This window comes from Nocardia sp. NPDC056000 (assembly GCF_042269265.1).
Lineage (GTDB): Bacteria > Actinomycetota > Actinomycetes > Mycobacteriales > Mycobacteriaceae > Nocardia.
Genome location: NZ_JBHJXS010000013.1, coordinates 373,836 through 387,708, shown reverse-complemented (window position 1 = coordinate 387,708; position 13,873 = coordinate 373,836). Strand labels below are relative to the sequence as shown.

The window sequence follows — 13,873 nt, the reverse complement described above, 5'->3', positions numbered from 1 at the left end:
CCTCCGTGCAGAGGCGGGCCGGGCTCGAATTCGGTTGTGCGCGCTGGATCAGCGGCGGCCGGAGTGTGCGGCTTGGTCGCGGGTGGCTGCGGCCTGGGGGCGAGAGGCGCGGCGGCGGGCCGGGGCTCCGTTGGTCGCGGTGGCGCGGTCCTCGGTGCGGGGCGGGCGGCCGTTGGCTGTTGCCGTGGCGCGCTCGGGGGCCGCGGTGCGGCGGGTGCCGCCGGTGCGCGGGGCCGGGCCCGCCGTGGCGCGACGGTCGGTGGCGTGCGCTCCACGGGTGGTGGTGGCGGCCGCTCCGCGGGTACGGCCGCTGCCCGCGGTGCGATCGCCGTCGAAGTTGCGGTCGCCGCGGGTGCCGCGGTTGCCGTCCGACGTGCGGTTGTCCGCGTTGCGGGTGCCGCCGGTGCGGCGGGCGGAGTTGTCGCCGCGGGCCGGGCCGTCGCCATTGCGGCGGGTGGGGGCGTCACCGCGCGCGCCGCCGAATTCGGTTGTGCGGCGGGCGTTGCCGCCCTCGCGGGCCTTGGCCATGCGGGAGGCGCTGCCGCGGCGGTTGCCGCGACGCGGGGGCTGATCATCGCGGTCGTCGACGCGCGGGGCGTCGGCCTGCGGGGTGACCAGGGCGGCGATGGGGCCGACCAGGGCGGTCACCGGGGCCGAATGCGCGGTCACCTGTTGGGGTTTGGTGTCGATGCCCGCCTTACGGAGCAGGAAGGCGACATCCTTGCGCTGTTCGGGGAGCACGACCGTGACCACGTCACCGGCGCTGCCCGCGCGGGCGGTGCGGCCCGAACGATGCAGGTACGCCTTGTGTTCGGCGGGCGGATCCACGTGCACGACGAGTTCGACGTCATCCACGTGCACGCCGCGCGCCGCCACATCGGTGGCGACCAGGACCCGCGCGGTGCCCGCGGAGAAGGCGGCCAGGTTGCGGTCGCGAGCGGCCTGGGAGAGATTTCCGTGCAGATCGGTGGCGGGAATGCCCGCGGCGGTCAGCTGCTTGGCGAGGCGGCGCGCGTGATGTTTGGTGCGCATGAACAGGATTCGGCGTCCCTCGCCCGAGGCCAGGGTGTAGACCAGATCCTTCTTGGCGTCCGCGCCGCCGACCTCGAACACGTGGTGGGTCATCGCCGGAACCGGCGAATGCGCCTCGTCCACGCTGTGCGACAACGGATTCCGCATGAACCGCTTCACCAGCTTGTCCACGCCGTTGTCCAGGGTCGCGGAGAACAGCAGTCGCTGCCCATCGGCGGGGGTCGCCGCGAGAATGCGCGTCACGCCGGGCAGGAAGCCCAGATCCGCCATATGGTCGGCCTCGTCGAGCACGGTGATCCGCACCGAATCCAGCGCCACCAGGCGCTGCTTCATCAGATCCTCCAGCCGTCCCGGGCAGGCGACGACGATATCGACACCGGCCTTGAGCGCCTTGGCCTGCCGATTCTGCGGTACGCCACCGAAAACGGTGGTCACGCGCAACCCGCACGCCTTGACCATCGGCTCCAGCGCGGTCGCGATCTGGGTGGCCAGCTCACGGGTCGGGGCGAGGATCAAACCGGTCGGCTGTCCCGGCCGGCGGCTACCACCGGCGGCGGCCAGGCGCTCCACCATCGGCACCGAGAAGGCGAGGGTCTTACCGCTGCCGGTCCGTCCGCGAGCGAGCACATCGTGCCCGGCGATCACATCGGGCAGGGTGGCGGCCTGAATCGGCATGGGCGAGCTGATGCCGTTCGCCGCGAGGGCGTCGACCAGGGCGGGACGCACACCGAAATCGGCGAAGGACGTGGCGGGGCTCGTTGAACGAGAAGTCATAGGGGTTCCTGGTGCCTTTCGAGCATCGGATGAAATCGCAGGGGTGTGCCGAACTGTTTGTCCGCACTTGCTGACCTCGCTGCGTGGCCGACGCGAAGGAAAAGACATCCACGACGGAGAAGAATAGGCAAGATCGCGCTACTCAACGGCTACAACCATAGCCCAGTGCGCAAGATTCAAGGTCATTGCCCGCCTGTGATGTCGCTTGCTCTCGGCGGAACTACATTCCGATCGCGTACAGCAACCATCCGACAACAACATCCTGCGGCGCCCCGATCGAATACTGATACAGCGCGTTCGAGATCCCATTGATGAACGTCATCGCCCTGCCTGCCCTTCGGTTCCGATCCGCCCCGCTACCTCGGAAATCGAGAGTGCAGAACGGTCTGTTACCTCCGGGCAACCAGGGTTGCGCGGGTCAGTTGCCCAGCGCCGAGTCGATCTCCCGGATGAGTTCGGCGGTCGCCGGATGCGGCCGCCCGGACCTGGTCTGCGCCGCCGCCGCGACCGCGGTGGCAATGGTGCGGCGGAAATTCTCGGCCTCCACCGGGGCTTTCCGCTCCAGCAGCCGGACCGACGCGGTCAGCGCGGGGAACACGAGCTGAGCCACCCCTTCGAGGGTTCCGGCCTTCAGGTTCGGCTTCGGCTTGTCGTTCAGGGCGTGACCGACCAGCCCGGTGGCGGTGCGCAGGGCCTGCGCCGCCGCGACACTGGCCTTCGTGGAGGCGATCACGCCCGGATCGGCCGCCGCCAAGAGCGTGACCACGCCGTAGGCGGCGGTCTGAAGGGTGCGGGCGTCGTCCTTGCTGAGTGTGATGGTGCTCATGTGCTTACTCCCGTGTGGGGTTGAGCGCCTTGTCCGGCGTGGTTCCCACAGTGGCCGGGGCCGCTGACAGCCCACCGACAGTCCGCTGACGACCATCACCGCCGACCTCCGGCCGCCGAAGGTGAGCCGTCGTGCACTGATCAGTGCGTGAGCGTCACCTTCGCCAGGCCCGTCGGATGGTCGGCGTCTATCCCCAATTCCCTTGCTACGGCCAGTGCCAACTGTTGACCGCGAATGGTGGCCAGCAGGCATTCGCCCAGATTTCCGAGCGCGGGCCAGGTGATGGGTGCTTCGGTCGCGGTGCCCGCCAGCACAATCGGCGCATACCGGGCGCTGAGTGGTTCGCGCAGGCTGAGCGTGTCGGTATCGGCCGGACCGGATCCCGCCAGCAGCAGTGCGGGCGCGCCAGGCCCGGTGACCGCGATCGGGCCGTGCCGGAAATCCGCGCTGGAGAAACCATGCGCCATAAGCCCGGTGGTCTCCTGAAGTTTGAGCGCGGTCTCCAAAGCCGCCGGATAGCAGGCACTGCGCCCGACCACCGCCAGCCGATCGACTGTCGCGAGCAACTCCGCAGCACGCTCGACCGCCCCGCCATCGGCCAGCAGATCGGCTGCGGCGGCAGGCAATTCGGCTGCCTCGAGTTGGGTCATACCGCCCGCCCCCAGCCCCGACGCGATCGCCAGCACCGCGAGCATCTGCGCGGTCACGGTCTTGGTCGCGGGCACCGCCCGCTCCGGCCCGGCCTCCAGCGCCACCGTGTAATCCGCGATCCGCGCCAGCGCCGAATCCGGATCATTGGTGACCGCAACCACTTTCGCCCCCGCCGCGATATAGCGCCCGGTCAGATCCACGATCTCCGGCGTCCGCCCCGACTGCGACAGCGCGATGAGCAGCCACCCCCGAAACCCGGCGGGCTCGCGCCCATACGCGGTGGCAATACTCGGAGCCACCAGACACGTCGGCAACCCGGTCTGCAACTCCACCGCGTACCGCCCCAGCAACGCGGCGTTATCGGATGACCCGCGAGCCAAAAACGCAACGCCGACGGGCCCTTCCGCAACGCCGACTGGGCTGTCCGCGACACCGGCGGGGTCGCCCGCCGCAGCGTGATTGGACCTCGCGGCACCACCGTCGCTGCTGTCTACGAACCCCTCGCCCGCACGTGTGAAGAGCTCTGCGACTTCACTGCCAATCCTGGTGAAGCGGTCGGCTAGCGCGGCGAGCACGCGCGGCTGATCACGCATCTCGGCTTCCATCAGTCTGCCGAGTCGGGTATCGGTCATCGGATTCCTTCGGGTATGTCAGTCGGATCGGGACGGGGCCGCGCGTCCCTCGGGGATTACGGGGTGGGGGCGAGGGATTCGGTGTTGAGGGCGAGGGTTATTGCGCCGTGTAGGGAGGCGTCTTCGAGGAAGTGGGCGGCTTGGATTTCGGGTGGGTACGGGGTGGCCGCGGCGATCAGGTCGGTGAGGGCCGGGAGGATGTGGTCGGCGGCGGCCATCATGCCGCCGCCCAGGACGATGCGGGCGGGGTCTACGAAGACGGCGAGGTTGGCCAGTGCTGTGGCCAGGGTTTCCAGTGTGTGCCGCACCAGGTTTCGTGCTTCGGCGTCGGTGCGGTGGAAGAGTTCGGCGCTGGTGATCGGGGTGCCGAGCCGGGCGGAGGCGCGTTCGCCGAGACCGCGTCCGGCCACCAATTCCTCCAGGGGAGCTCGGCCCACGGCTACCGCGCCGATGGGGTAGTTGCCGGGATTCATGTAGGCGATCTCCCCGGCGGCCTGATGCGCGCCGGGGATGACGCGGCCGCCGACGATGAGCGCGGCCGCTATCCCGGTGCCGAGGCTGACGTAGATCCCGGTGTCCACACCGCGCAGCGCGCCGAAGCGGACTTCGGCGAGCGCGGCGGCTCGCACGTCATTGGCGACCCGCACCGCGGGCACCCCGAATTCCGTTGCGAGCCGGGCCGACAGCGCCAGCGTCTCCCAACCGGGCAGGTTGGGTGTCAACTGGATGCCGTCGGCCCGGATGATGCCGGGACACACCGCCGCCCATTCGGTGACGGACAGGTCATGCCCCTCACGCGCGAGCTGTTCGAATCGCCGCACGGTGCCGGCGGTGCGCCCCAGGATGTGGTCGGGGCCGAGATCTGTTCGGGTGTCGAGGCGTTCGCGGGCCAGGATCGCACCGCGGGAATCGGCGAGCGCCACCTCGGTCTTGGTGCCGCCGAAGTCAATGCCGATGACGGCGAATTCACTTGCTGCGTGCGGCATTCGACGTCCTCGCTGCAAATCGGGCCGAGCCGCCGCGAAGGTGGCGGCCCGGCCTATCTCGGTATCGTTCTCCGGCGCGATATCGGTATCGCGCCGCGCGGAAATCGTTCAGTCGGCGACGGTTTCGGTGGGTTCGGTTTCGGGCGTCAGGTACTCCTCCCGAATCTCCTTGGGGCCGAACGGCCATACCTTCTCCGCTCGCGCCCAGATGAGGAACGCGATACCACCGAGCGCCACCCAGGCCAGCGACCATTCGATGGGATGCACACCGGGATTCGACTTGTCCGCGTAGCCGTAGATGACCAGCCAGCCGACGGCCGCCACGATCGCGGGCAGCGGATACAGGAACATCTTGTACGGCCGCACGAGATCCGGCTGCCGCCTGCGCAATACGATCACCGCCGCGATCTGCGCCAGCGCCTGCACGATCACCATCACGGTGGTGAGCAGTGAAATCAGCACCGCCAGTGGCGGATGCGTCGCCGAGGTCCCGATATGCCGCGCCAGCAGGAATCCGCCCGCGGTCACCACGCCCATGGCGATCAGGCCGAGCACCGGGAACTCGTACTTGGGATGCAGCCGCCCGAATGCCTTGAAGAACACCCGATCATGCGCGGCGTCGAACGGCACCCGCGATCCGCCAAGCAGTCCGGTGAACACCGAGGCGAACGCGGTGATCAGGATGAGCCCGGTCACCACCTGCGCCGCGCCCTTGCCCATGGTCGTCTCCAGCACCGCCGAGGCGACCGATCGCGAGGCCACATTGTCCGGGTCGAGCATGTCCTTCCAATTGGTCACGCCCAGTACGCCGATCTGCATGAGCAGGTAGATGCTCATCACCCCGAGAATCGCGAAGATGATCGAACGCGGCAGCACCCGCCCCGGATTCTTCAGCTCCCCGCCGAGGTACGCCGAGGTGTTGTAGCCGAGGTAGTCGTAGATGCCGATGGTCAGACCGGAGGCGAACCCCAGCCAGAAAGTGTTGCTGCCCAGGTCGATCGCGTGCTCGGGCCAGGTGAACGCCATATCCGGATGGAAATGCGTGAACGAGGCCAGAATGACCGCCGCCACCGAGATGATCATGACCGTCCACATGACGACGCTGATCTTCCCGATCGAGGCCACCCGCCGCCACAGCAGCGCGATCACCAGCGCCACCACCGCGACGCCGACGATATCGCCCTGGGTATCGCTCATCGAGGGCCACAGGTAGGTCAGGTACTGCACCAGCCCCTGCACGCCCGTGGACATGATGAGCGGAATGAAAAGCATTGCGGTCCAGACGAACAGGAACGGCATGAGCCGTCCGGTGCGGTACTGGAAAGCCTGCTTCAGATAGACGTAGGTGCCGCCGGTGCCGGGCATGGCGGCACCCAGTTCGGCCCAGATCAGCCCGTCGGCCAGGGCCAAGACGGCTCCGGCGACGAAGCCGATGACGGCATGCGGGCCGCCGAACGCGGCGACCATGAGCGGAATGGTGACGAACGGGCCGATGCCGACCATCTGACTCATATTGATGGCGGTGGCCTGGAAGGGGCCGATACTGCGGGGCAGTTGGCGGGGACCGGACATGGGGCTTCCTCCGGTGGGAGCTGAGCGAGCGAGTGGTTTAGTAAAGTTAAATTCCTTTACTATTGCCGTCAAGAGGTCATCAAGATTCGTTTGCCTAGAGTTGAGCCGACGACCCGAGCGAGAAACGGAAGGCGATGGAAGAAGTCCCCTGGAACCGGCAACGCCTGCGCAGCAATAACGAGTGGTTGCTGCTCGAACAGCTGCGCAACGCGGGCCCGTCGAGCCGCGCCCAACTCGCCAGGGACACCGGGCTTTCCAAGCCGACCGTGTCCAGTGCCCTTGCCGCGCTCCAGCACAGTGGGCTGGTCCGCGAGATGGGCACGGTCGCACCCGAACGCGGGCGCACCGCGGTGCTGTACGAACCCGACCCCACCGCCGGATATGTGCTCGGCCTGGATATCGGCCGGGCCAATCTGCGCGCGGCCGTCGCCGATCTCTCCGGAAAAGTGCTGGCCCGCATCGATATCGCGAACAAGGCCCGCACCGCCGCCGCCGTCGCGGATATCGCGGTGCGGGCCGCCGAACAGGTCTGCGCGACCGCCGGAATCACCGCCGACCAGGTGATCCACGCCGCGCTGGGCAGTCCGGGGGTCTTCGATCCGCAGGACGGCCGCATGCATTTCGCGGTGAACCTGCCGGGCTGGGGCCGCGCCGGACTGCTCGACACCATTCGCGAGCGACTCGGCGGCCCGGAACTATCGGTGCACAATGACGCCAATCTGGCGGCGCTGGGCGAATACGTCTTCGGTGCGGGACGCGGCAGCCGACTGTTCGTCTACGTCCTGATCGGTACAGGCCTGGGCGTCGGAATAGTCTCCCAGGGTGAACTTTTCACCGGCGCGCACGGTGCGGCCGGTGAAGTCGGCTTCCTGCCAACGACTTTCGGCGCACCCGAGACCGAGGCCCCGCGCCGCGGCGCACTCGAGGAAGCCGTCTCCGCCGAGGCCGTCGTCAAAGCCGCGCGCGCACAGGGCATGACCGGACGACTCACCGCCAAGGGCGTCTTCGAGGCCGCACGCGCGGGCCATCCCATCGCCGCGAATGTCGTTCGCCAGGAGGGGGAACGCGTCGCACTGGTCGTCGCCGCGGTCACCGCCGTTCTGGATCCCGATGTCATCGCGCTCGGCGGCGGCCTCGGGCACAGTGCCGACCTCTACCTCGACGAGGTGCGTGCCGCGCTGCAACGCTCCACGCCGCTGCGCCCGCAGGTGGCATCCAGTGAATTGGGCGATGACGCAGTACTTCTCGGCGCGATCGCAACGGCGCTGCGGATCGCCCGCCCGCAGGTTTTCGACCGCCGGACCCAGGACTGACCTCGGGTAGTAGCCTGCCCTGCCGTGGACACTTTCAGTAGCGAGTTGCTGTCCTTCGCACGGGGATATCTCGGCGGTGGCATCGAGCAGTACAACTGGTTCATGGAGCAGATCGCACCGGGTCGCACCGGCTGCGATCTGGATGCCGGACTGGCCTGGATCGGTGATCGGCAGCTGGCGCGGTCGGGACAGCTGGGCACCTTCGCCGAGGATCAGACCTTCATGTGGGCGTGGGCCAAACCGGATCTGGCCGGACTACCCGGCACCCGGCATTCGGTGCGGCTACAGGAAATCGGTGCGGCGCATGGGATTCCGGAGTTCACCACCGAACTGCTGGATCTGGGCGGTTTCCACGATCCGAAGCTCGCCGCCGACCATCTGTCGCTGATCGCGCAGGGCGTGCTCGGTGCGCGCGGGATGACCAAGTTCAATCACGGTGGCCGCGCCTACACCTACCTCGCCATCGATGACGAGAGTGTCGCACTGGCGCAACCCGATCCCGGCAATGTGGCCACCTGGCTGCGCATCGCCTCGGATCTGCTGCTCGGCGGCGGGGCGCGGGCGGTCATCGCCGGATACGCCCGGCGGCACGGTCTGATCGTGCGTGAGGTGCCCGGCGGCAATGAACTGGATCTGCCCGGCGGCTACCGGTTGCTCGCGCGCATCGACGAACGGGACAATATCGTCGACGCCAGCGTTGTGAACGCGGAAGGCGTTGCACAACAGCCTATTACGGCCGAGAGACCGCGCCCGCCGCGACAGCCGTTCATCCCCGATGAGCTGTTGGCTCGGCTCGCGCCCGCCTCGGCCATCGCGATGGGGTTCAAGCGCGGTCTGCTCGATTTCGCGACGGGTCTGCGGGAACTGGAATCCCCGACGCCCACCTGGGATCCGGTCACCGGCCGCTACGGCATTGCCGAACTTCCCGAATTGGCTTTGGCGGCAGTCGAACTCGGTCACTACGAATTCGCCACCGATACCTGGATCTGGGCCGGGAACGGCTGGCCGGGCAGTGCCGCCGTACGTCGCGCGGCGTTCGAGGCCGGTGCGAATCACCTTGCCGCCGAGCGAGTCTCACTGGGCCCGGCGTTCAAACCGGCCAATGCCGCCGATCTGCTCACCACCGCGGCGGTGCACCTGGGCGGCGGTGTCGGCTGGGTGCACGTACCGCTCGAGGACGGCTCCGGCTTCCGGTGCCTGGCCATCACCGATCCGCGCATCACCCCGCCGGGTACCGATCCGGATTTCGCGGCCACCATATTCGAGGTCACCGCCAATCTGCTGAACCCGCTCACCGATGTCGAGAACCGCTACCGCACCATGCGGGAGATGATCGTCGGCTACTTCGAGCACTTCGGTATCCCGACCCTGTTCGTCGGCGAACCGCAAATGCTGATCGGCCATTTCGGCCTGTACGAGCTGCGCGTCGAATTCGGCGTCGACGGCGCGCTGACCCGCGCCTACTGGGGTTTGCAGGGGCAACTCGGGCTCTGAGACGGCAAAAGCGCCGCGGGCTGAATAAGCCTGCGGCGCTCAGTTTTCCGTCTGTCGTACGCGGTACCCCCGGCGATCCTCAAGAGCCGGAGTTCACCGGAAGCGAGATGACCAGGTCCTGTTCCTGTCCGGGCAGATAGTGCACCCGCACCACCCGTCCGATCTGCACCTGCCCGACCTGGGTAGGAGGGAGGAACTTCTCCGTCCGCGCCTCGAAGGTGCTGCCGTCGGGGCGGGTGACGATCAGGGTCAGATCCAGTCGCGGGTGGCCGTCGCGGATCTCGCCGGGCACCGACAGCGCGCTCACCACGGCCTGCGCCGGAATACCGTTGCGGGCGATATCGAGCTTGGCCTGGGTGGTGATGCCCTTGCGAATCATGGCCTGGTTCATGGCGTTCTGTGCGGCCGAGGAATCACCGGACAGATCCACCTCGACGCGGTCGGGGCGCTCGGGCAGATAGCGGACCGGCAGCACCACGCCGGGGCGCAGCAGGGCCAGTTCGGTGAGCGGCACGATCATCTTGGCGTACGCCGGGAAGACCTTGCCGTCCGCGCCCTCGACCCGGAAGTCGATGCGCACCTGCGGCTGATCATTGAGCGAGACACCGGTATTGCGCACCGATTCCACGGTGCCCAGGCCCATCAGGCCGTTGCGGTATTCGGAGCTGTTGTTGCCGGTCAGCGCCGACAGCACGCTGTCGCCGGTGAAGGCGAACGCCATCGGGACGATGGTCAGGGCGATGATCGGCAGACTCATCTGCCAGCCCACCCAGGGCAGGAAGTCGGTGGAGGTGAGACCGTGCCAGAGGTAGTAGCCGATCCCCAGGACGGCGAAAATGACTGCGGCGGTGCGGATCTGATTCTTCATGATGTCCTCGTAATCGGAATTATGTTGCTGCGTAGGGGGTTTTATCCCGCTCATGCCCGGCGCGGCATGAGCGGGGATAGCAGTCGGGCGCCGCCTCGGTTCGATCAGGAACCGACGATGTTCGCGCAGGCGAAGACGATCTCGAACTTCGAGTTCTTGACCCCGGCGGTGGGATTGGTGAGATCCGGAGCGCCGACGCCCTCACCGGTGACGGTGTAGGTATTGCCGTTCTTGACGACCTTGGCCGAGCCGCCGGGCGCGCCGTTGCCGTAGCCGACCGCGTAGGGCATACCGTTGCTGCCGCCCTTGGAGCCCGCGATGCCGACCGCCTGCACGGTGTTGTCGCCGGTGAGCGTGGCGCTCACGCTGAGCTGGCCGTAGTTGGAGTTGGCGGTATCGGTGAGCGCCAGTGCCAGGGTGCCGCCCTGCTTCACGCAGGTGGTGTCGAACTTGGCGTCCAGGGCCTTACCGTCGACGGTGGCGCTGGACTTGCCGCCGGCCGGGGCGGTGTTGCCGGGGGTGGCCGAGGTGGCGGCCGCCGAGGTGGCGGAGTTGGTCGAGGGGGAGCTGCTGCTGGAGTTGTCACTGCATCCGGTGACGACCAGGGCGGCGGCCGCGGCGGCGGCGATAGCGGCGGTCAGGCGAATCGACTTGGTGTTCATGGTGTTTCCCAGTTCTTCTCGGTTCGGCTCGCGTTCGGGGCCGATGAGAGAACCGTAGGAAGGGTGCGGTGTCCTACCGATACCAACTTTTGCCGCGCGATTTCCGGACAAACTCCGCTAACCTGGGCGAATGCGACGACCGCGGGCCATGGTGCTGGATGAGGTCTGGCGCCGCCTGGACGGTGTGGAAGCCCTCAGCGGGCCGCACGGCGGGCCGCTGCGCCGCACCGTGAAACTCATCCTGGACCCGCTGGTCATCCGGCCGGTCCAGCATCCCGAATGCGCGGGCTCCATCCTCACCGCCGACGGCGCGGTGCTGCTGACCACCCGCATCAATGCCGCCGCCGACGTGCTGCGCGCCACCGCCGCCTGGTTCACCCTGCTCAAACAGGTCCGCCGGGCATTGCGCATCACCGCGGGCAATGCCCAGGACCTGTACTTCCAGCGCTGCTACGAACTCGCCACCGTGTCCGGTATGCCCGATGCGGTCGCCGATCGCGGTGCGGCCGAGGACGCCCTGCTGGAAATCCACAACCTCACAGCGGGCCGCACCACCCAGGCGCTCAAGGAATTCCTCGCCGATCCGGAACAGTCCGGGGACCTGGCCGAGTTGATCGCGACCGCCTGGCGTCGCCGACCCCTCACCACCACCCCCGACCACACCGAGCCGCTCACCGATCTGCTCAACGCCTGCGCCGCCGCCCGCCTCGGCGAACCCGAACCCGATGTGGATATCGACGATCTGATCGCGGCCTCCATCGGCACCCACCACGGCATCCGCCTCTGGCTCGCACAGGGTAGTGACGCGGCGGCCGCGATTCCGGCGGGGCAGGGCCCGGTGGCAGCCGCCGGTCCGGTCCCCTCCGCTCAATACCTCGGGCTGACCGCCTATCCCGCGCCGCAGCCGCCGCGTGTAGGCGCATCCGCCTCGAAGGCGAGCCTGGGTCTGCCATTCGACCGGACCATTCACGAGCGGGTGTTCACCGTCCTGCAAGCGGCGAGCGAGCGTGCGGACCTGCCGCCCATCCCGGAGTTGGTGGACGCCGAGATCGCGCGGTCCTGTTCGCCCTGGGCCCTGCTGGATGAATCGCTGCGCCTGGCCGCGGCGGCGGGAGCGCATCTGGCATTGCAACTGCGGCCGATTGTCAACGCGCCCAACGATATCGGATCGTCGTTGGCGGGCGCGCCCGCCAACGGACACAGCACGCGCGGGCCGGAAACCGGTGTCACGTCGGCCGCCGCACGAGTGATCAACGGTCGCTGGCAGCGCGAGGCGTACGTGCTCCAGGCGCGCCGGATGATGGTGTGCCACGCATCGCTCGCAGCCGCCGCGGCACCGACGGCGGCGATGTCCGCGGTGGGCGGTTCGATCGGCGAGGTGGTTTCGACCGACGTGGTGGGTTTCCACGGCGCGGCCGCTTCGAACGGTGCCGCCGCAGGTATCGGCACGGGCAGCGGCTCGGGTGGTGCGGTGCCGCCCGTGAGTGCCGAGACGCTGGGGAGTCTCGAAACACCGGGAGTCGTAAGCGCACCCGGGCCGCTGGCTGTGATCGCGGCCGATCTTCAAGTGCCGTGGCGGCCGTATCTGCGGCGATTATGGGCGCGGGTGCATGGGCGGGATGTGCGCGAGGTGCCGGTGTACGAGGCGGATGAGCTGTGGGATCTGCTGGACGGGGTGGCGCGGTCGGTCATGCTGGATCATCGGATGCGGGTGAAGAAGGCATTGGCGGCGACCGCGGTGGCGGCCGAACTCGATGAGCTGGAATCGAGGGCGGGATGACGGAGACGGGATTGCTCATTCGGCGGCTCGGCGACGGGCTGCGCGGCATCATGCCCGCCGGAGCCGCGACCGTGCTCGATGCCGCGCCACGCCTGGATGTCATGGTGCTCGAGGTCGCGGGCGGCCACCTCACCTGGAATGTGCTTGCGGGACCGGCACTTCCGGCGGCCGTCATCGACGATGTGGAGCTCGCCCAGGAATGGGTGTGGGCCATCTACGGCGAGCCCATCGCCCTCGCGCTCGATCAGCCGGATGTGGGGGCTCGGACGGATCGGCCAGCGCCCCCTTCGTCGGACGCGACCAGCTCCGAGCGGTCCGACGGTTCGTTCCCTATGGGGTTCGACCGAGAGCTAGTTGCGGACTCGTCCGGGGAATCCCGGCCGGGTGAGTTCGCGGTGGGTGCACCCCTGTCCGGGCTCGCGGCGAGCGCTTGGCGGCTTGCGTTCGCGCTGTGGGTTTCTCGGTGGTGGCCCGCGTCCACGTTGGACGGGATCGCGGCGCTGGATCAGCGGTTACTCGATCAGGAGATCGCCGAGCTCACCGAGGAATGTGAATCCCTGCTCGACGGCGCGGACGCGATCGGGCCCGAGGTCGAGGCCCGGGTCGAGAGTCTGGGGCGCGCTTCGGATTACGCGCTGGCGGCGGGGGATGAGATCCCGAATGGGATGGTGCTCGGGCGGGGCGTGGGCGGCTGGGATTGGCGCTGCTGTCCGCCCGGGCTGGTGGACGCCTCGGAGAAGGCGGTGTCCTGGCAGGTGATTCGCGATGCGGGCGTGACTACGATCGCGGTCGCCGTGGCAACTGCCCCGGGGTTGACCGGTGCGGTCCCGGCCTACCTGCGGCCGTGGGCACGGGTGGCCACCGGGGGAGACGTCCGCGAGGTCGCGCTGCGATCGTCCGGTGGTAGCTGGTCCAGTGAAATCGCTTTCGCCACAACGGGATCGACAGTTCGTGTGGACGTCTATGTCCCCGGGTTCGGTCTCGCGCCGGGTGCGGAGTCATACTCCGCGACGGTGGGATCGCCGGTCGCGGGCTCAGCCAGCGCATCTCGGCTTCCAGGGTCGTCCGGGACCCGTCTCGACGCCGCGTCGCCGTCGGTGCCCGGTGAGTCTGAATTGCGCAGTCGTATAAGGGAACTCGCTTCGGGAAGGCTGCGGCGGGCGGCCGCACCCCTCGGTGTCTCCTCGGATGTGCCCGGTGCGACCTTCGGCGGGGTTTCCCCCGATGCGCCGCTGCTGGCCGAAATCGCCGCCGCCGCAGACGATTCGGACTTCTGACGTGGT

Annotated in this window: 11 protein-coding genes; 4 read left to right on the top strand and 7 right to left on the bottom strand. The window is 68.4% G+C overall.

Going from position 1 to position 13,873, the window contains the following annotated elements:
- Nucleotides 1–48 precede the first annotated feature (48 nt).
- From ACFC4D_RS35220 to ACFC4D_RS35200, 5 genes are all read right to left on the bottom strand, one after another.
- On the bottom strand, nucleotides 49–1,806 hold the full coding sequence (locus ACFC4D_RS35220) for a DEAD/DEAH box helicase (RefSeq protein WP_376069765.1): 1,758 nt from the start codon (nucleotides 1,804–1,806) through the stop codon (nucleotides 49–51).
- Nucleotides 1,807–2,224: 418 nt separating this feature from the next.
- The gene (locus tag ACFC4D_RS35215) at nucleotides 2,225–2,632 is read right to left on the bottom strand and encodes a hypothetical protein (RefSeq protein ID WP_376069763.1); all 408 of its coding nucleotides are present in this window, start codon (nucleotides 2,630–2,632) and stop codon (nucleotides 2,225–2,227) included.
- 140 nt (nucleotides 2,633–2,772) lie between these two features.
- Nucleotides 2,773–3,915 (bottom strand): SIS domain-containing protein, encoded by a 1,143-nt coding sequence (locus ACFC4D_RS35210; RefSeq protein ID WP_376069760.1) that lies wholly within the window; start codon nucleotides 3,913–3,915, stop codon nucleotides 2,773–2,775.
- Between the two features lie 56 nt (nucleotides 3,916–3,971).
- A complete protein-coding gene (locus ACFC4D_RS35205) occupies nucleotides 3,972–4,901 on the bottom strand; it encodes an ROK family protein (protein ID WP_376069757.1) in 930 nt (309 codons plus the stop codon).
- Between the two features lie 108 nt (nucleotides 4,902–5,009).
- A complete protein-coding gene (locus ACFC4D_RS35200) occupies nucleotides 5,010–6,473 on the bottom strand; it encodes an APC family permease (protein WP_376069754.1) in 1,464 nt (487 codons plus the stop codon).
- 134 nt (nucleotides 6,474–6,607) lie between these two features.
- Between ACFC4D_RS35200 and ACFC4D_RS35195 the strand changes: the two genes are divergently transcribed.
- Together ACFC4D_RS35195 and ACFC4D_RS35190 are read left to right on the top strand one after the other, a co-directional pair.
- Entirely contained in the window at nucleotides 6,608–7,786 is a 1,179-nt protein-coding gene (locus ACFC4D_RS35195) for an ROK family protein (protein ID WP_376069751.1), read from the top strand.
- 24 nt (nucleotides 7,787–7,810) lie between these two features.
- Nucleotides 7,811–9,280, top strand: coding sequence for a DUF6882 domain-containing protein (locus tag ACFC4D_RS35190; RefSeq protein ID WP_376069748.1), 1,470 nt, complete (start codon nucleotides 7,811–7,813; stop codon nucleotides 9,278–9,280).
- 79 nt (nucleotides 9,281–9,359) lie between these two features.
- Here ACFC4D_RS35190 and ACFC4D_RS35185 read toward each other — a convergent pair whose 3' ends face one another.
- Nucleotides 9,360–10,148, bottom strand: a complete 789-nt coding sequence (locus ACFC4D_RS35185; protein WP_376069746.1) for a hypothetical protein — start codon at nucleotides 10,146–10,148, stop codon at nucleotides 9,360–9,362.
- 104 nt (nucleotides 10,149–10,252) lie between these two features.
- On the bottom strand, nucleotides 10,253–10,810 hold the full coding sequence (locus ACFC4D_RS35180) for a lipoprotein LpqH (RefSeq protein WP_376069743.1): 558 nt from the start codon (nucleotides 10,808–10,810) through the stop codon (nucleotides 10,253–10,255).
- A 148-nt stretch (nucleotides 10,811–10,958) separates the two neighbouring features.
- On the opposite strand from ACFC4D_RS35180, the gene ACFC4D_RS35175 reads away from it, so the two are divergent.
- Both ACFC4D_RS35175 and ACFC4D_RS35170 read left to right on the top strand, forming a co-directional pair.
- On the top strand, nucleotides 10,959–12,590 hold the full coding sequence (locus ACFC4D_RS35175) for a hypothetical protein (RefSeq protein ID WP_376069805.1): 1,632 nt from the start codon (nucleotides 10,959–10,961) through the stop codon (nucleotides 12,588–12,590).
- Nucleotides 12,587–13,867, top strand: a complete 1,281-nt coding sequence (locus ACFC4D_RS35170; protein WP_376069740.1) for a hypothetical protein — start codon at nucleotides 12,587–12,589, stop codon at nucleotides 13,865–13,867. Before ACFC4D_RS35175 ends, ACFC4D_RS35170 begins: the two co-directional genes overlap by 4 nt.
- Nucleotides 13,868–13,873: the final 6 nt, after the last annotated feature.

Excerpts from the sequence above, each read along its gene's own strand:
- ACFC4D_RS35220 (WP_376069765.1), bottom strand. The coding sequence starts at position 1,806 with ATGACTTCTCGTTCAACGAGCCCCGCCACGTCCTTCGCCGATTTCGGT.
- ACFC4D_RS35215 (WP_376069763.1), bottom strand. The coding sequence starts at position 2,632 with ATGAGCACCATCACACTCAGCAAGGACGACGCCCGCACCCTTCAGACC.
- ACFC4D_RS35210 (WP_376069760.1), bottom strand. The coding sequence starts at position 3,915 with ATGACCGATACCCGACTCGGCAGACTGATGGAAGCCGAGATGCGTGAT.
- ACFC4D_RS35205 (WP_376069757.1), bottom strand. The coding sequence starts at position 4,901 with ATGCCGCACGCAGCAAGTGAATTCGCCGTCATCGGCATTGACTTCGGC.
- ACFC4D_RS35200 (WP_376069754.1), bottom strand. The coding sequence starts at position 6,473 with ATGTCCGGTCCCCGCCAACTGCCCCGCAGTATCGGCCCCTTCCAGGCC.
- ACFC4D_RS35195 (WP_376069751.1), top strand. The coding sequence starts at position 6,608 with ATGGAAGAAGTCCCCTGGAACCGGCAACGCCTGCGCAGCAATAACGAG.
- ACFC4D_RS35185 (WP_376069746.1), bottom strand. The coding sequence starts at position 10,148 with ATGAAGAATCAGATCCGCACCGCCGCAGTCATTTTCGCCGTCCTGGGG.
- ACFC4D_RS35180 (WP_376069743.1), bottom strand. The coding sequence starts at position 10,810 with ATGAACACCAAGTCGATTCGCCTGACCGCCGCTATCGCCGCCGCCGCG.
- ACFC4D_RS35175 (WP_376069805.1), top strand. The coding sequence starts at position 10,959 with ATGGTGCTGGATGAGGTCTGGCGCCGCCTGGACGGTGTGGAAGCCCTC.
- ACFC4D_RS35170 (WP_376069740.1), top strand. The coding sequence starts at position 12,587 with ATGACGGAGACGGGATTGCTCATTCGGCGGCTCGGCGACGGGCTGCGC.